Here is a 16,918-nt window from a genome sequence, read left to right as displayed (position 1 = left end):
CTACCCGCCGGCCTGCCCGCGGCCGGTCGCGCCGAGCTGGACTGTTCGGACGTCCGGGCGCAGGCTCGCCCACTGGCGCCAGACCAGCCGGTCGTCGGAGGCGGTCTGATCCCACGGGCTCCGGACGAGGACCCGCCCCGTGGGAGGGTCCGCGGCGAGGATCGCGTAGGCGTGCCCAGGGACAAGACCCGACGAGCCGGTCGGACGAGCGCGGGTCGACAGGGTCACCACGTCACCTGCCGCAAGCCTGGCGGCTATGCCCTCGACCGAGACCTGGTCTGGATCGACCCGATCCGGCTCCACTCCGGTCAGCTGTCGCATCGCGACCGCCGGATCACCGCCGTCGGTGCCCGCGTAGCTTCCGGCCAGCCGCGCGTACGCCTTCTCGTACAGGGCGACCCACAGCTCCGGATCACCGTCGGCGTTCTCCGCACCCGCGCCGATCTCCCGCCGGGTCTCCGCCTCCTCGGGCAGGCTCCTGGTGATCGTCACCGCGATTGGGCCCGGGGTTGAGCCCGCCCCGCCCGGAAAGGTGACGGTGACCGTGCCGTTCGGGTTCTCGCGAAGATTGCGGCGCAGGAGCCCTGGATCCGCGCGAACGATGCCGATGAGAGCGGCGAGCAGGTAGCAGTCACCCACTCGGCCCTGCCGGACGTCCGACGGGGTCGCGCCCCGGACCCAGACCGGCTCGCCGGTGTGGTCGCGGAGGACGAGCCCGGCGGCGGCGCCGCGGGCCGGGCTCCCCGCCCGGTGCCAAGGCCCGTAGCCGGCACCCGGGGGCGGGTCGAGCCACGGGAACAGCTGCACGATCTCGCCGAGCATCGACGACGGCGCGACCCGAAGGATCACGTCAGCGATCGAGACAACTGTCGGTAGAAGGCTCAGCGTGCCGAGATCGAGCCGGGCAGGGGCCAGGGCCACCGCGGTGGCCAGCACCTGGAGCGGACGCCCCCGCAACCCGCTGATCACCTGCGACGCGACGCCCGCCTCCAGCCGTGCCAGCTGCTCGGCGATGGCCCGCAGCTCACGAACACCCAGTTTCAACGGGTTGGTGCCGATGGACGTGACCAGCTCGGCGACGGCGGAGCTCGCTTCCCCTGCACGCGGCCGGGCCGGCGACGCATGCGGCCGGACCAGGATGCTCCCAGCCCCACCCCAGCCGGGCGACGAGGCCTCCGCAGCAGCGGAGGCGGCGAGTCGGCGGTCGATCGCCGCAGCCATGACCCCGGCCTCGGCACGCACCAGATCGAGGCCCTGGCAGGCTCCGGCGGCCCGCCCCAGCGGGCCCATGTCGCCGGCGAGACGGGCCGCCTGGCGCTCGGCGACCCGTAATCGGCGAGCCAGCTCCGCGAGCCGCTCCGGTTCGAAACAGACGGCGTCATCAACGGCGACAGCCACCCCCGGGCCGCCGCCCAGGCCGGCGGCTGCAGCCACACCAGCCGCGGCGACACCGGCGACACCGGAAGCCTGCTCCCCCACGCCAGCAGGAAAGGGCTCCGGGCGGGAATCCAGCGCGTCGGCCCGCTCCCGGGCCCGGCGGGCACCGATGACCAGTGCCAGCCACCAGGCACCGATACAGGCGTGGCACCGCCGCTGCCAGGGCGACCGCCAGGTGCTGTCGTTGTCGAGAGCGATCACCGGCACAAGCAGCAGAAGGCTCTCCGCTGCCGCGCGACGCAGGGCAGCGGCCAGGCCGCGACGCGACGCGACGTCTCCCTCACCGACAGCAGCCACGTTCATCACGCTAGATGGTCATCAGCCCACCGTGACGGGGCGTTCAGCGAGAGACAACAACGAGTTCCGGTTTGCCCGCCCCGGTCCCGGGCCGGGCCGGAGCCTCCGACCCTGATCTAGAGTCCGGCTGCCGCCATCACCTGAAGGCAGCGGGTCTCCAGGTGGCAGACCATCTTCCAGTAGTCACGGAACGCCGGGTTCGTGGTCTGTCCGTGGTGGTAGCGGAAGTAGATCTGTTGCGCGATCACCGCCAGCCGGAACAGCCCGAACACCTGGTAGAAGGGCCACCGGCCGATGTCGACGCCGCGGCGCGCCCCGTAGTACTCGACTATCTCGGCCCGGGTGGGCATCCCGGGGCTGTGGCTGGGCTGACGCCGGGTGAGGCGGTAGATCTCGTCGTCGTCCGCCTGGACCCAGTAGGCGAGCGCGCCCCCGAGGTCCATCAGTGGATCGCCGATCGTCGCCATCTCCCAGTCCAGCACTCCGCTGATCCGCGGTAGGCCATCTGCGGTCGGATGGGACACGTCGAAGACCACGTTGTCCAGCCGGAAGTCGTTGTGAATCAGACAGGAGGCGACGTCCTCCGGCGCGTACTCGGCGAGCCAGCTCATGATCGCCTCGTAGGACGGGACGTTCGGCGTACGCGCATCCCGGTAGCGACGCGTCCATCCGCGGATCTGCCGGTCCACGTAGCCGACGCCACGCCCGAGGTCCGAGAGCCCGTGGGCGGCCGGGTCGATGTCGTGCAGCTCGACCAGCAGATCCACAACCTTGAAGGCGAGCTGGCGGGTCCGGACAGGATCCAGCGTGAGCGAGCGCGGGAACTCCGATCGGGGGATGACGCCGGGCACCTTCTCCATGACGTAGAAGTCCGAGCCGATCACCGTCGGGTCATCGCAGAAGGCGACCATGCGGGGCACGTAACGGAACGCCGGCCGCAGCCGGGTCTGCACCCGGAACTCACGTGCCATGTCGTGCGCGCCGGTCGCCTTGCGCCCCTGCGGCGGACGACGCAGAACAAGATCCCGATCCTGGTAGCGAAGCAGATAGGTGAGGTTGGAGGCGCCGCCCGAGAACTGCCGGACCTCGGGACGGCCAGCAGGCGGGACAGTCTGGACCTCGCTCGCGGCCTCATAGCCCGCCTGTGTGCCGAGGCCCTCTGCAACGGCGGCCGGCACCGCGGCGCCGGCGGTCTCTGGATCGGTCTGTTTCCGAAGGTACTGGCGCAACCAGTCGTCCACTGCGGGTATGTCGAGCGCGTCCTCGTCCCGCACCGGGCGTGACCCCGCCAGATCATCCACGGCCATCGGTAGAGCCTAGTGCTCAGGCTGGCGTTCGGGGAGCCCGGACGGCCCCGGGAAAAATCCAGAATCCCTTGTACGACAGACGATTGTCGGGTGCGGCGAGCGAGTGGTCAGCCAGCCAGCCCGCTGGCAGGCTCCGCGCCCGGCGGCTCCACCAGGTCGAGGGACGGGCCGCTCAGGTCGCCAGACGGGCTGCCGTCCACGAGCGCTCGCTGATCGGGCAGGCCGATGGACGTCGCCTCGGTTCCGCCAGGCTTGTTCCGAGCGGCCGGAACCGAGAGGGGGCCTTCCGTCGCCACCGCCGCAGCACCCCGGTCGGGCTGTCCCTCCGGCCCTGACTGGGCCCCCACCTGCAGCTGTCCTGCCCCTGCCGGCGCCTGAGCCACGACCGGCACCTGGGCCACGACCGGCACCCGAACCGCCACCGGGACCTGAGCGCCGGACCGTACCCCGGCCCAGGCCGTGCGGGACACGGAGCGCAGCCGGGTCTGCACTTCCGGCCTGGTCATGAAGACCGCGAGCGCGACCAGGCCACCACCGATGACGCCATCCATCCAGTAGTGGTTCGCCGTGATCACGACAACGATGACGGTCAGTACCGGATGCAGGATCATCAACCAGCGCGCCCGGGCCCGCAGGATGGTGACCGTCCCCCACGCAACGATGATCGACCAGCCGACGTGCAGGCTCGGCATCGCGGCGTACTGGTTCGCCACCTTGTCGCCGCCCGAGTAGGGCGACGGGCCGAAGACCGCGCCGGTGTCGACGAGCGACACATGCGGCAGCACCTGCGGCAGGAAACGCGGCGGCGCCAGCGGGTACAGCATGTGGATCACCAGCGCGGCACCCGTCGAGGCGAGGATGACCATCCGCACCCGCGGCCACGCGTCCCGATGCCGGAGCATGACCCACAGCAGGAACGCGACAGAGGCCGGGAAGTGCACGCCGATGTAGAAGCGGTTCGCGAGCTCCAGCAGCTCCGTCGAGTGCAGCGCGAGGCGTTGCAGCGCGGATTCGTCGGGCAGGTCGATGAGCCGCTCGAAGCTCCAGACGTCCCGGGCGTTGGCCAGCGCCTGCGGCTCCCGGCCGACGGCGAGCTGGCGGCCGAGCCGGTAGACCATGAACAACGCGGCCATGAGCAGCACCTGGCCGCCGTAGAACAGCGCCGAGGATGTCGCCCGACCCAGCCGGGTGGCGTGCAGCCAGGACGTCCGCAAGGTCACCGCCAGCGGCGGCACCGCCACCGGCCCGGTCGCGGACCGTGCCTGGTCACGCGAAGGAATCGGAATGCTCACCATGAGCCCTCCCGGCGCGTCTCACGCCCTCCCGACGACATGCCCTGTTAACCCTCCCGTTCCTACCGGCCGATCGGTAAGCAGAGCAAGGATCGAATCCCTGTGATGCCCCACTCATCCCACAACACGGCCGGGTACTGACACTCCGTCACCACCCCCGGCGGATCACCCGGTCAGGGTCACCGCGGTGACTCGCCGACATGTCGCACCGGTCGGCAGTGAAGTGACAGTGAGATAAACCAACAGCGAACAACCCTCGGCTATTTCCACCACATGGGCACGCTTGTCCCGTCGCTCTGTCAGACGGGCGACACCGAACGGTCACCCCCGCGCAAGGCCTGCGCGGTCGCCAGCGGCTGCCAACGTGCCACTCCGCGCCTTCCCTGGCAACAGGCGCACCCCGGCGCAGCCACCGTCGCCCCATCCGAAGCCGCAGGAGACGTCGCTCTCACGACCCACACCAACCGGGCCGATCGTGGCCTATATCACATGGGTTGCCAGCAGCGGGGACGCAGGAACATCCCTCGATCAACCCACACGCCCGGCGAAGCACGCAAAATTGATGAAGCGGACCTTTACGGCATGCGTCCCTTCCGACCTGCCGGTGGCCGCGAACCGTGTTACCCCGGAACTACCGCTCCGCCCGAACGGCCCAGGGTGCCACGTCCCAGGACGCCATGACCCCGGGAGGCCGCGACCGGCGGAGCCGCCGGGCGATGGTGGCGGGACGGCTGCTCCGGGCGTGCCACCTCGATCGCTGGCATCGCGCACCGAGGCCGAAGGGAGAAACATCATGTACGCATCGGTAGGCGACCGCTTCGTCGTCCACGGCCGGACGGTGGGGGACCCCGAGCGTCACGGCGTGATCATCGAGGTCCGCGGGGCAGCCGGCGGGCCGCCGTTCATGGTCCGCTGGGACGACGGCCACGAGGGCCTTTTCTTCCCTGGCGCCGACTCGAACATCGAGCTGCGGCCGGCACGTGAGCATGTGACCGTCTGAGAGCTGGCCCCGGCGCCCCACGGCACACTTCCCCCAGCACCCGCTCATGGCCGCTGGGGCGCCGGCGGCCCGCCCACGCGCAGTCCGTCACGGGCTGGACGTCCGCCCGCCTCCGGGCGGCCCGGACGTCGGTTCAGCCAGATCAATCGCCCGATCGGGGCGCCGGCCCCACCACCGCCACAGGTAATTGTGCCCGCCCGGACCAAACCACCACGGTGCGCGACAGAAACGACTACCTGCTGGCACGTACGGTCTGTCCGGGTCCCGGTTCGACTCCGGTCCGGAAGGATTGCCGTACGCCAGGGGTCGGCTCCTGGATGTGATGTGCGTTATACACCATGGAAACCGTCTCGGGTGTTCCCCTATGGGGGTGCACCGAGCGCAACGCTGATCCCGGAGCAACTTGATGCCAAGTTCGTCAGTGCCGTCTGACAGGTCTTCCCGACCAGGCGGCACGGCCCGTTTCTGGTTCGGCGTCGGGCGGGTGGTCGGCAGCCGTACCGGCCTGGTCGCAGCCGTCACCGCGATCGTCACGGTGGCACTCGGACTTGGCCTGACCAGGCTGGAGTTCACCACCGGTCAGGAGAACTACCTCAACGCGGACTCGCAGGTCGCGAAGGACAACGTCGCCTACCAGGACCTCTTCGGCGGCCAGGCGATGATCACGCTCTTCACGACGAAGCCCGACGCCGACCTGGTCGATCTCTTCACCGCCGCCAATGTCAAGAAGTTCCGGGATCTGTCGGCCACCCTGGAGAAGGACCCTCGCATCGAGAGCGTGATCACGCCGCTCACGGCGCTCCAGTTCACCGCGAATCTCGTGACCAGCTCGGACGGTCAAATCATCAACAGCGCGGCCGGGAAGATCCTCCTGGCGGCGCAGCAGCGTGATCCCGACCCGAAGTCCCAGGCAGTTCGGCTCGCCGACTCGCTGCGGACGCTGGAGCGGGCGAACGCGATTCCCCAGGATCAGCGCACGTTCGACGATCCGGCCTGGGTCGATTTCTTGCTGCACGACAACTCCGGGGCCATCCGCAAGTCACTGCAGTCTTTCTTCCCGACCGACAAGAACGCGCAGATGATCGTGCGGCTGACCGGAAACGCCTCGATCAAGGAGGAGGGCAAGGGCGCCACCGCGGTCGAGAACGCCATGAACGGGCTGGCCTTCGACAACGCCGACGTCATGACCACCGGCGCATCGGTCCTGCTCCGTGACATCAACGACTACCTGCGCGGCGGCTTCCTCACTCTGGGTGGAATTTCGCTCCTCATCATGGCCGCGCTGCTGCTGGTCGCGTTCGCCGTCCGCTGGCGGCTGCTGCCCCTGGCGGTCGTGGGCATCGGGCTGGTGTGGGCCTTCGGGCTGGCCGGCTACCTGGACATCCCGCTCTCGGTGGTCACCATCGCCGGCATGCCCGTCCTGCTCGGCGTCGGCATCGACTTCGCCGTTCAGCTACACAGCCGGGTCCAGGAGGAAGCGCAGCTCGACCGGGCCCGGGAACCCGTCGCGGCGGCGCTGGGCCACCTCATGCCGGCGCTGGCGCTGGCCACCGTCGCCGGTATCGTCGCCTTCCTCGCGCTGGAGTTCAGCGAGGTCCCGATGATCCGTGACTTCGGTGTCCTGCTCGCCATCGGACTGCCGGTCATCGTCCTCGCGACCGTGCTGCTCAGCACCGCCTCGCTCGGCTTCCGGGAGCGCCGCTCCCCCACCGCGCCGAAGGACGCCTCACGCGGCGCGCTCGGCCACACCGTCGTCTGGCTCGGATCCCTGCCCCGGCTGGCCGCGATCCCGCTCGTCGTCATCGCCGCCGGCATCTTCGCCGGCGGGCTCGTCGTCGAAGGTGACCTCAAGGTCCAGACGGACCCGGAGAAGTGGGTCAACCAGAACTCCCAGGTCGTGCACGACATCCAGTACCTCAAGGCGCAGACCGGTTCGAGCAGCGAGCTGGGCATCTTCATCCAGTCGGACGACATCTTCGACGACAGGACCGTCAAGTTCGTCCACGACCTCGCCTACCAGCAGCTCGACGAGCACCCCAACGAGCTGCTGACGGCGTCGAGCCTGGTGACCACGGTCAGCTTCCTCATGGAGGTGCCGAACACCACCCTGCTCGCGCCGACCGGCAAAGACATCCAGCTGGCGTATGACGTCACACCGGAACCGATCAGGAAGAGCACCGTCGACATCGACGGGAAGGCACTCAACCTGATCTTCCGCACCGGGCCGGGAGCGCTGGAGGAACGCGCCGTCGTCGTGAACGACATCCGGGACACGGTCACCCCCCCGGAGGGAATCCGCGCGACACCGTCGGGTCTCGCCGTCGTCGGCACGGGGCTGCTGGAGAACTTCGAGAAGAACCGCGTGGAGCTGACCTACTTCGCGTTGATCGGCGTCTTCATCATCCTGCTGCTGCGCCACCTGAACATCGTCCGCGCGGTGGTGTCGGTGGTTCCGGTGCTGATCGCGGTGGGTCTGACGGCCATCATCTCCCGGCTCGCGGGCTTCGAGCTCAGCCCGCTCACCGCGGTCGGCGGACCACTCGTGATCGCGCTCTGCACCGAGTTCACCACGCTGATCGTCATGCGGCACGTCGAAGAACGACAGCGTGGACGGGACCCGCTGGCAGCCACCGAGGAGGCGGCGGCCCGGACCGGAGTCGCCTTCATGGTCTCGGCGCTCGCCGCCGTGATCGGAATCGTGGTCCTGGCGTTCAGCTCGCTGCCGCTGCTGCGCGACTTCGGCCTCGTGGTGGCTCTCAACGTCGGGGTGGCCCTGCTCTCGGCGCTGATCGTGCTGCCGCCGCTGCTGCTGTGGGCGGACGAACGCGGCTGGGTCTACCGCGGCCCGCAGCTGGTGCCCGCGGGCACCAGCCCCGCCGCGCCGGTGCCGGCCTCCGTGGTGCCGGCCTCCGTGGTGCCGAACGCCCCCGCACCGGCCTCCGCGGCACCGGCGGCCGTGGCACCGGCGGCCGTGGTGCCGGCAGCCGCCGCGCCGGCCGACGACGTGGCCGGCCCCAGTGCCAGCCCCAGTGCCGACGCCAGTGCCGGTGGCACAGCCGAGCCCAATGCTGGTGACACAGCCAGGCCCACGGCTGGTGACACAGCCGAGAGCTGAGACATTCGAGCGCGCGAAACAGTGCGGCGGCTCGCTCCGCGTGACGCGGGACAACGCGCTATCCGGTGAAGACCCGGCCCGATGTGACGCGACCGGGCCGGGTCTTCGCGGTTCCTCACGCCTATGGCACGCTCAAAGCTCACACCGCCGTCTGCCTATGACGGTCACAGAGCCGGCCGGCAGCGGAACGTGACACCGCCACAGAGGCTCGGCAGCCATCCGAGCGCAACGAGGAGAAGGCATGACTTTCGACTTCAAGGTCGCGGATCTCGCGCTGGCCGAGTTCGGCCGCAAGGAGATCCGGCTTGCCGAGCACGAGATGCCCGGGCTGATGGCTACCCGCGCGGAGTACGCCGCCAGCCAGCCCCTGAAGGGCGCCCGGATCATGGGTTCCCTGCACATGACCATCCAGACCGCTGTGCTGATCGAGACGCTGGTCGCGCTTGGCGCCGACGTCCGCTGGGTTTCCTGCAACATCTTCTCCACCCAGGACCACGCGGCCGCCGCGATCGTCGTCGGGCCGAACGGCACCAAGGACGACCCGCAGGGCGTGCCCGTCTTCGCCTGGAAGGGCGAGACCCTCGAGGAGTACTGGTGGTGCACCGACCAGGCGCTGGCCTGGCCGGATGGCGGCGCCCCGAACATGATCCTCGACGACGGCGGTGACGCGACCCTGCTCGTCCACAAGGGCGCCGAGTTCGAGCTGGCGGGCGCCGTGCCGGCGACCGACACCGCGGACTCCGAGGAGTACGCGATCATCCTGGAGACGCTGCGCCAGACGATCGCCGCGAAGCCGGGCCGCTGGACCGAGGCCGCCGCCTCGATCAAGGGCGTCACGGAGGAGACCACGACCGGCGTCCACCGGCTGTACGAGATGGCGAAGGCGGGCACGCTGGCCTTCCCCGCGATCAACGTGAACGACTCGGTCACCAAGTCGAAGTTCGACAACAAGTACGGCTGCCGCCACTCCGTCATCGACGGTCTGAACCGGGCGACCGACGTGCTCATCGGCGGCAAGGTCGCGGTCGTCGCCGGCTACGGCGACGTCGGCAAGGGCTGCGCGGACGCACTGCGCGGCCAGGGTGCCCGCGTCATCGTCACCGAGATCGACCCGATCTGCGCCCTGCAGGCCGCGATGGACGGCTTCCAGGTCGCCACCCTCGAGGACGTCGTCTCGATCGCCGACATCTTCGTGACGACCACCGGAAACTTCAACATCATCATGGCCAGCCACATGGCCGCGATGAAGCACCAGGCGATCGTCTCCAACATCGGCCACTTCGACAACGAGATCGACATGGCCGGCCTGGTGAAGGTCGAAGGCATCGAGAAGGTCAACATCAAGCCGCAGGTCGACGAGTGGGTGTTCCCGGACGGGCACTCGATCATCGTGCTGGCCGAAGGCCGGCTGATGAACCTCGGCTGCGCGACCGGCCACCCGAGCTTCGTGATGTCGAACAGCTTCACCAACCAGGTGATCGCGCAGATCGAGCTGTTCACCAAGACCGACCAGTACCCGGTCGGCGTCTACATCCTGCCCAAGCACCTCGATGAGAAGGTCGCCCGGCTGCACCTGGACGCACTCGGCGTCAAGCTCACGACGCTGACCAAGCAGCAGGCGGACTACATCGGTGTCCCGGTGGAGGGCCCCTACAAGGCGGACCACTACCGCTACTGATCTTCCAGGCTCCACGACGAGGGCCGTCCCCGTTCCCGGGGGGCGGCCCTCGTCGCGTCACCCCACGTCAGGCTGCACGGCGTCAGGCTTCGCCGCCTCCGGCCTCGCTGCCTCCGGCTCCGCCGCCTCCGGCTTCACAGCGTCAGGCTTCGCTGGGGTCAGGCGTAGCGGCGGGCGGGGCCGTGCGGTACCAGCACACCGCCGTCCAGGTGATCTTCGAGTGTCGATGTGACGGTGCGTGCGCCGACCGCGCGGTGCCGGCACTGCCAGCGGCCTGCGCGTCCAGCTCCGACGCGTCCAGCTCTGCGGCAAGCGTGTACCAGCCCGCGGGCAGGTAGGCCCCGGAGCGCGCCACCTCCGCGGACTCGAAGCCGGCCGGAATCTCGTCGGGTACCAGCAGTTCGCGGGCCCCACTGCCGCAGCCCACGTCGTTGGACCCGGCCACCCCCGCGCTCGGCTGGGCCCGGCCCGAGCCCGTCTCGCACAGGATGGCGGACCGCGGCGGCCAGAAGGAGGCCGTCTGCGCGTAGTACCCGGCGGCGAGTTGCACCGGTGCGCCGGCATCCGGCTCATCGCCCGGGGCGCTCACCGTGTACTCCCGCCCGCCGGGGCATTCGGCTGCCGGCGTGCCGCCCGCCTGGGCGGCCGGCTGACCGGCCACCGCGAGCGCGCCCACGACGGTCAGAACAGCGGCGAGCCCCATCCTGCCGATCCGAACTGATCGCATGACTGTCACCGTGAACACCTCTCCCTGCACAGGGAGTCAGACAAACATGTCGGACGGACGTCGACGCCCAGCTGCCCGGCAACACACACGCTGTCGTCTTGACGACAGCAGCCCCGACACCCCGTCACCCGGCTCCGCCGCCGGCACGCGCCGCGGAACCACCTGGCAAGCATGACAATCCTCATAATCTGTCAGAAATAGGATGTCGGTGCTCACTTACGGGCGGCATCCACCTCATGACGTGAATGACCCAGATGCGGCGCGCCTGAAGCGTAGCGGTAGGAATCCCTCAGAGCCATGCAGGCCAGGCCGGGCAGGCGCCACGCGTGCCGGCAGACATCTGGGGAACAAGAGGAAACGTGACTCGCCAAGACCCACGGCAGTTGGAACCGGCAATGCCGACCGGCCCGAGAACCCAGGAAGCGACGCCGACGGACAGCCGGGACTGACGATGGCGACCACCCTTTACCCACCTGCGGCCTACCGCCCGGTCCGGAACACCTCGGGCACCATGACGCAGCCGACCCGCGGCCTGATTCCGCACGTCCAGGTCGGCAACGGATCGTTGTTCGGATGGTTCGACAACCCGGCCAGCGAGGTGAGCGCACATCTGTGGCTGGCGAAGACGGGCGAGTTCGAGCAGTACGTCCCGTTCGACCGCCGGGCCTGGGCGCAGGCCGCGGGAAACTCGTTCTGGATCAGTGTCGAGTGCGAGGGGTACGACACCGAGGACTACACACCGATCCAGATCACCCGGCTCGGCGAGTTCTTCGCGTGGGGAATCCGCGAATTCGGCTGGCGGGCTGAGATCACCGATTCGGTGAACGGCTACGGGCTCGGCACCCACCGCATGGGCGGCGCGGCGTGGGGAGCGCATTCCTGCCCCGGGGAGATCCGGGCCAACCGCAGAGGAGACATCCTGGCGGCCGCGCTGGGCCCCGCAACGCTGGCGGACCCCCGCCAGCGCTACGCGGGCATGCCGACCCTGCGGGAGAAGTCCCGCGGGCCCGAGGTCGTCACCCTCCAGAACGCACTGAACATCATCTTCGGTCACGAGGCGACATCCGGCGACCCTTACCGGCTCGTCCCCGACGGGGTGTACGGCCCACTGACGACCGCGCGGGTGGCGGCCGTGCAGCGCTATGCCACGCCATGGTTCGGACGCATTCCCGACGACGGCGTCTGCGGCCCCAACACCTGGCGCAAGATCGGATATGTGCTCACCGGCATGAACCGCCAGGTTTAGCGGACTGCGGGAAGACGAGAATCCTCTGCTCTTCGAACGGCCTGGGGACCCCGGGGACACGACGGACTCCGGGGACACAGGCCGCTCAGGCCCGGCGCACGGCCTCCTTGAACGCGACGCGGGCACCGGTTCGGAGGACCGCGTTGTGGTAGATCCGGCCGGTGATCCGGATGAGCAGGCCGATCAGGGCCAGGGCCAGGAACACGGACAGGACGAGCTGCCAGAGCGGCGCCACCCCGAGCGCGATACGCATCGGCATGAGCAGCGGAGAGAACAACGGAACCAGGGAGAGGATCTCGACCAGGCCGTTGTCGGGATCACCGGGCACAATCGAGACCCCGACCACCCAGGGGACGATGAGCGCCAGCACGATGGGGCTGGAGATTCCGCCGAGATCCTCCTGCCTGGACACCATCGCGCCGACCGCGGCGAACGGCAGCGCGTACAGGAAGAATCCGATCACGTACCAGGCCACGGACCAGACGACGGTGCCGGTCGCCTCGCTGGACGGCAGCTCGAGCGCGCCGGTGGTCAGCGCGGCGACAAGCCCACCGCCGGCGATCACGACCATCTGGATCAGCGCGACCAGCCCGATGCCCAGGACCTTGCCCGCCATGAGCGTCCACGGCCGGACCGTCGACAACAGCAGCTCCACGACCCGGCTCGACTTCTCCTCGACGACGCCCTGCGAGACCGCCGGTCCGAAGAGCATCAGGCCCATGTAGATCAGGAACGCCGATGCCAGCCCCAGGAAGAGCCGTTCGTCCTGGTCATCCGGTACGGGGTCGAGCTCCGCGACGTCCAGGCCGGCGGCGGCGACGGTCTCGTTGACCCGGGCCGGGTCCCCGCCGAGCACGCTGATCTCGTTGTCGAGCACCTGTTGCCGGGCCAGCACCGCGAGCACCCCGCGCAGGTCTTCGCTCAGCTCCTCCTTGACCGCGACCCGCAGACCGCTCGGAGCGGCGGTCACCAGCACGTCGAGATCACCGTCGGAGACCTCACGCAGACCGGTGGCCTCGTCGGGCACCTCACGGGTCGCGACGTCGACCCCCAGGCCGTCGGCGACGGCCTCAAGCGGATCGGCGAGCACGGACTCCGCCGCGATGAGACCGACCGACTTCGCGGACTCGTGCCCACCCAGCATGCTGATCACCACCGAAGCGCCGACCAGCAGCACGAGGAACGCGGCCGTCGTGATCACGAAGACCTTCGAGCGCAGCCGGATGGCCAGCTCCCGCCCGGCGACGAGGCGCACCACCACCCAGGCGGCCAAGGGCGGGAACCCGCCGTGCTCGGGCGGCTCGGCGGCCGCCCGTCCGGACGCCGAGGCGGCCGGCGGCCCGGTCACCCACGCCCCACGGTCGTCCGGCGGCGTGCCACCCTGCGTCGGGACGCTGGGGAGCTGTCCCCTGTCTCCGCCGGACCCGCCGTCGGCTCCGGTGCTCATACCGCCGTCTCCTCATCCGCCGCCCGCACGTCGTTGCCGGAGCTCGCCAGCCCGGCAGGCCCAGCCCGCCCGGCTGGCCCAGTCAGCCCAGCTGGCCCCGCCCGCCCAGCAGGGCTCGGGACGTCACCCGGCCCGCCGGCGGAGCCACCGGCCGCAGCGGGGACGGTGGCCACGGTGGCCGCGGCGGGGACAGTGGTCACCGAGCGGAACAGCTCCGCCAGCGTCGGCCTGCGGCGGCGGAACTCGCGCACCGGCCCGGCCGCCAGCGCCCGGCGCAACAGATCCTGATCGTCCGCTCCCGGGGCGAGATCGACGGTCGTCCGGTCGCCCTCGGTGTGGCGGACGGTGATCCCTGGCAGGTCGAGCGCCCACCCGGCGGGCGCGCCGGGCACCTCCACCACGATCTGCTCGGTCCCGGCCCTGCGCAGCTCATCCACCGTGCCGCAGGCGACCATGCGGCCCGACGCGACGATGCCGACCCGGTCACAGAGCCGCTCGACGAGCTCCAGCTGGTGGCTGGAGAACACCACGGGGACCCCGGCCGCGCTGCGTTCGCGCAGCACCTGGCTCATCACGTCGACCGCGACCGGGTCCAGGCCGGAGAACGGCTCGTCGAGCACGAGGACCTCCGGGTCGTGGACGAGCGCCGCGGCGAGCTGAACCCGCTGCTGGTTGCCGAGGCTGAGGTTCTGGACCTCGTCGTCGCGCCGTGCCGCCACACCGAGCCGCTCCAGCCACGCCTCGGCGCTGCGTCGGGCGGCCCCGGCCGGCATCCCGTGCAGCCGGGCCAGGTAGACGATCTGGTCCCGGACCTTCATCTTGGGGTAAAGACCCCGCTCTTCCGGCATGTAGCCGATCCGGCGACGGACGGCGAGGTCGACCGGCCGACCGGCCCAGCGGACCTCACCCGCGTCGGCCGCGAGCACCCCGAGCACGATCCGCATCGTCGTCGTCTTGCCAGCGCCGTTACTGCCGACGAAACCGAAAAGCTCCCCGGCGCGCACCTCAAAGGTCATGCCGTCCAGAGCGGTCACCTCGCCGTAGCGTTTGCGAACGCCGTCGATCTCCAGACGTCTGTTCGCCATCAGCCACCTCCGGATCGCCCCCGACGCGCGGTCGATGACATCGTAACGGCAGAAAGTTCTGCCACTTTGATATCGAATCGCCGCTCGACCGGTCGTGCGCCGCAGGCGCGGATGGCCGCCGAGACAGCGTCGAACCAGGCCTATCCGCTCATTCATCCATTCACTGGCCCGAGCTGGGCAGTCGTTCGTGGAATCAGCCCGTGTTTCGTTTGACCGCCCACCAGAACCGATCGAAACGCGGGTGTGCCGGCTGCCCGCCACCGCTGGGCAGGCAGCGGGCGAGCGGTGTCGCGAAGACCTGAGGATTCTCGTCGCACCGGCCACCACGCCCCGCCGGCCTCGCTCGGCGGCAGCGGCAGCGCCCGCCACCCCGCCGCGGGCCGCCCCGCCGTCAGGTGGCCGAGATCAGGTGGCCGAGATGAGGCCGGTTCCCAGCAGGAAGAGCAGCACGCTGCCGAGGGCGAGCCGGTAGATGATGAAGACGCTGTAGCTGTGCCGCGCGACGAACTTGAGCAGCCAGGAGATGGCGAAATAGGCGGTCACGAAACTCACCGCCGTCGCGGTGATGGTCATGGTCCAGCCGACACCGTTCGAGATGTTGGCCGACTCGGTGACGACCTGGAGCAGCGCCGCGGCGAAAAGCGCGGGGATGGAGAGGAAGAACGACAGCCGGGTCACCGTGACGCGGTCGATCCCGCGCAGCAGACCGGCCGACATCGTCGAGCCGGAACGCGAGATCCCGGGAATCAGGGCCATGCACTGGACGACCCCGATGACCAGGGTGTCCTTCCAGGTGACGTCGTCCTCGTGGCGCTTCTGGGTGGCAACGCGGTCGGCATAGGCCATGACCCCGCTCCACCCGACCAGCGCGAGGCTGACGAACCACAGACTCCGCAGAGTCGTCTCGATCTGGTCCTTGAACAGAAGCCCGACGATCCCGATCGGAATTGACCCCACGATCACGGCCACACCGAACCGGAAGTCCGGATGATCCCGGTACGCCGGGCGCGTCGCCCCGCGGCCCAGGGCCGCGATGATGCGCCGGAAATCGTGCCGGAGATACAACAGCGTGGCAAAGACCGCACCAACCTGGATGATCGCGGTGAAGGCGGTGATGTCCGGGCTGTCGATCTCGTAACCGAGCGCCTTCTCCATGATCGTCAGATGACCGGTGCTGGAGATCGGGAGAAACTCGGTCAGCCCTTCGACCGCACCGAAGAAAACCGCTTCGACGATATTCATCCAAGTCCTTCCTCGGTGCCCACCTCCGGCCAGCGGACGGCAGAAGTGTATGCCGGGAAAGATCAGCTATTCGCACCGGGTCCGCCACGGGCTGCTTCCACGGGCTGGTCTCAGCGGACAGCCAGGCCGACGACCAGCCACGACAAGCAGCAGACGCCCGCGAGCAGCGGCATCAGCGCGGACAGCGACCACCACGGCCGGCAGCGCCGCGGCCTGTCGTGCGGCCTGCGCCCACCTGCCGCTCCCAACCCGCGGGAGGCCCTCCGCCGGCGCGGCGCAGAATATACTTCTGCGTGGAACAGAAGAAAATTCCGCGCCTGTTCCATCCCGCATCCAAAGGACGGCGACGTGAGCGACACTACCGGAGTGGAATGGCACGATGTGCCGACGTCGGTGCGTGCCGCGGTCGACCGTGCGCTGAACCGCCACCAGCGGGATGCGTTGAGTGAGGTCGAACAGATCCTCAACGCCGCGCTGCGGGTCGCGGTACGTGTTTCGCCCGCCGAGCCGAAAGTCGCCGACATCGTCGCCGAGGCCGGCACGTCCAACCAGACCTTCTACCGGTACTTCGCCGGCAAGAACGAGCTGATGCACGCCGTGCTGGAGCGCGGGATCATGCTCGTGAACTCCTATCTGCGCCACCAGATGGCGAAGCATTCCGAGCCGGTCGACCAGCTGACCGCCTGGGTCGAAGGCATGATCGCGCAGATCACCCGGCCGACCGTGGCCCAGCAGGGCACCACGGTGAACCGGCTCCTCGCCCGCGCCGGCGAGTCCGCTCCGGGGCGCGCCACCCTGGACGGGCAGCTCGGCGACCTGCTCATCGCTCCGCTGACCGCGGCCGGCCGCCCACGGCCGGACCTCGACGCCCGGGTGATCCAGGACGCGGTGCTCGGCACGATGCAGCGGCATGTGGAGCCCGGCACGATCCCCGACGAGGACGAGCAGCGCCACCTCGTCGACTTCTGCGTCGCGGTCATCGAACACCCACCGGCAGCCCGCGGCGAGTGATGTCCGGCCAGGGCGGTTCCGCTGGCGCTGACCC

At 69.6% G+C, this 16,918-nt stretch carries 12 protein-coding genes; 5 read left to right on the top strand and 7 right to left on the bottom strand.

Translation table 11 applies throughout. The features are described from left to right. The 3 genes from ACG83_RS26120 to ACG83_RS26110 form a co-directional block, all read right to left on the bottom strand. On the bottom strand, positions 1–1,740 hold the full coding sequence (locus tag ACG83_RS26120) for a C2 family cysteine protease (RefSeq protein ID WP_054568888.1): 1,740 nt from the start codon (positions 1,738–1,740) through the stop codon (positions 1–3). Positions 1,741–1,850: 110 nt separating this feature from the next. Next, complete coding sequence (locus ACG83_RS26115) at positions 1,851–3,041, bottom strand: phosphotransferase family protein (protein WP_235498188.1); 1,191 nt, start codon at positions 3,039–3,041, stop codon at positions 1,851–1,853. 107 nt (positions 3,042–3,148) lie between these two features. After that, the gene (locus ACG83_RS26110) at positions 3,149–4,336 is read right to left on the bottom strand and encodes a phosphatase PAP2 family protein (protein WP_054568887.1); all 1,188 of its coding nucleotides are present in this window, start codon (positions 4,334–4,336) and stop codon (positions 3,149–3,151) included. Positions 4,337–5,126: 790 nt separating this feature from the next. Between ACG83_RS26110 and ACG83_RS26105 the strand changes: the two genes are divergently transcribed. The 3 genes from ACG83_RS26105 to ahcY all read left to right on the top strand — a co-directional run bounded on the left by ACG83_RS26105 (position 5,127) and on the right by ahcY (position 10,126). Continuing rightward, positions 5,127–5,333: a DUF1918 domain-containing protein gene (locus ACG83_RS26105; protein WP_054568886.1), complete on the top strand. Its 207-nt coding sequence runs from the start codon at positions 5,127–5,129 to the stop codon at positions 5,331–5,333. A gap of 406 nt (positions 5,334–5,739) precedes the next feature. Continuing rightward, positions 5,740–8,448, top strand: a complete 2,709-nt coding sequence (locus ACG83_RS26100) for an RND family transporter (RefSeq protein WP_054568885.1) — start codon at positions 5,740–5,742, stop codon at positions 8,446–8,448. A gap of 241 nt (positions 8,449–8,689) precedes the next feature. After that, positions 8,690–10,126: an adenosylhomocysteinase gene (ahcY, locus tag ACG83_RS26095; RefSeq protein ID WP_054568884.1), complete on the top strand. Its 1,437-nt coding sequence runs from the start codon at positions 8,690–8,692 to the stop codon at positions 10,124–10,126. Between the two features lie 142 nt (positions 10,127–10,268). On the opposite strand, the gene ACG83_RS26090 is transcribed toward ahcY, so the two are convergent. Then, on the bottom strand, positions 10,269–10,853 hold the full coding sequence (locus ACG83_RS26090) for a hypothetical protein (protein ID WP_152991521.1): 585 nt from the start codon (positions 10,851–10,853) through the stop codon (positions 10,269–10,271). 451 nt (positions 10,854–11,304) lie between these two features. Between ACG83_RS26090 and ACG83_RS26085 the strand changes: the two genes are divergently transcribed. Next, the gene (locus ACG83_RS26085) at positions 11,305–12,099 is read left to right on the top strand and encodes an N-acetylmuramoyl-L-alanine amidase (RefSeq protein ID WP_054568883.1); all 795 of its coding nucleotides are present in this window, start codon (positions 11,305–11,307) and stop codon (positions 12,097–12,099) included. Between the two features lie 85 nt (positions 12,100–12,184). Here the strand turns inward: ACG83_RS26085 and ACG83_RS26080 are convergent, their stop codons facing one another. The 3 genes from ACG83_RS26080 to ACG83_RS26070 all read right to left on the bottom strand — a co-directional run bounded on the left by ACG83_RS26080 (position 12,185) and on the right by ACG83_RS26070 (position 15,873). After that, complete coding sequence (locus ACG83_RS26080; RefSeq protein ID WP_083473571.1) at positions 12,185–13,546, bottom strand: ABC transporter permease; 1,362 nt, start codon at positions 13,544–13,546, stop codon at positions 12,185–12,187. Then, positions 13,543–14,631 carry an ABC transporter ATP-binding protein gene (locus ACG83_RS26075; protein WP_054568882.1) on the bottom strand — a complete coding sequence of 363 codons (1,089 nt, stop codon included), beginning with the start codon at positions 14,629–14,631 and terminating at the stop codon, positions 13,543–13,545. Before ACG83_RS26075 ends, ACG83_RS26080 begins: the two co-directional genes overlap by 4 nt. Before the next feature lie 405 nt (positions 14,632–15,036). Beyond that, complete coding sequence (locus ACG83_RS26070; RefSeq protein ID WP_054568881.1) at positions 15,037–15,873, bottom strand: undecaprenyl-diphosphate phosphatase; 837 nt, start codon at positions 15,871–15,873, stop codon at positions 15,037–15,039. A gap of 348 nt (positions 15,874–16,221) precedes the next feature. Here ACG83_RS26070 and ACG83_RS26065 point away from each other — a divergent pair, with 348 nt between their 5' ends. After that, a complete protein-coding gene (locus tag ACG83_RS26065; protein ID WP_054568880.1) occupies positions 16,222–16,884 on the top strand; it encodes a TetR/AcrR family transcriptional regulator in 663 nt (220 codons plus the stop codon). The last annotated feature ends 34 nt before the right edge of the window (positions 16,885–16,918 follow it).

Origin of the sequence: Frankia sp. R43 (genome assembly GCF_001306465.1) — a bacterium.
GTDB lineage: Bacteria > Actinomycetota > Actinomycetes > Frankiales > Frankiaceae > Parafrankia > Parafrankia irregularis.
The sequence above is the reverse complement of the archived record's forward strand: the minus strand, read 5'-3'. Positions and strand labels throughout refer to the sequence as shown.

Coding starts and splice junctions, on each gene's coding strand:
- ACG83_RS26120 (WP_054568888.1), bottom strand. CDS start 1,740: ATGAACGTGGCTGCTGTCGGTGAGGGAGACGTCGCGTCGCGTCGCGGC.
- ACG83_RS26115 (WP_235498188.1), bottom strand. CDS start 3,041: ATGGCCGTGGATGATCTGGCGGGGTCACGCCCGGTGCGGGACGAGGAC.
- ACG83_RS26110 (WP_054568887.1), bottom strand. CDS start 4,336: ATGGTGAGCATTCCGATTCCTTCGCGTGACCAGGCACGGTCCGCGACC.
- ACG83_RS26105 (WP_054568886.1), top strand. CDS start 5,127: ATGTACGCATCGGTAGGCGACCGCTTCGTCGTCCACGGCCGGACGGTG.
- ACG83_RS26100 (WP_054568885.1), top strand. CDS start 5,740: ATGCCAAGTTCGTCAGTGCCGTCTGACAGGTCTTCCCGACCAGGCGGC.
- ahcY (WP_054568884.1), top strand. CDS start 8,690: ATGACTTTCGACTTCAAGGTCGCGGATCTCGCGCTGGCCGAGTTCGGC.
- ACG83_RS26090 (WP_152991521.1), bottom strand. CDS start 10,853: ATGCGATCAGTTCGGATCGGCAGGATGGGGCTCGCCGCTGTTCTGACC.
- ACG83_RS26085 (WP_054568883.1), top strand. CDS start 11,305: ATGGCGACCACCCTTTACCCACCTGCGGCCTACCGCCCGGTCCGGAAC.
- ACG83_RS26080 (WP_083473571.1), bottom strand. CDS start 13,546: ATGAGCACCGGAGCCGACGGCGGGTCCGGCGGAGACAGGGGACAGCTC.
- ACG83_RS26075 (WP_054568882.1), bottom strand. CDS start 14,631: ATGGCGAACAGACGTCTGGAGATCGACGGCGTTCGCAAACGCTACGGC.
- ACG83_RS26070 (WP_054568881.1), bottom strand. CDS start 15,873: ATGAATATCGTCGAAGCGGTTTTCTTCGGTGCGGTCGAAGGGCTGACC.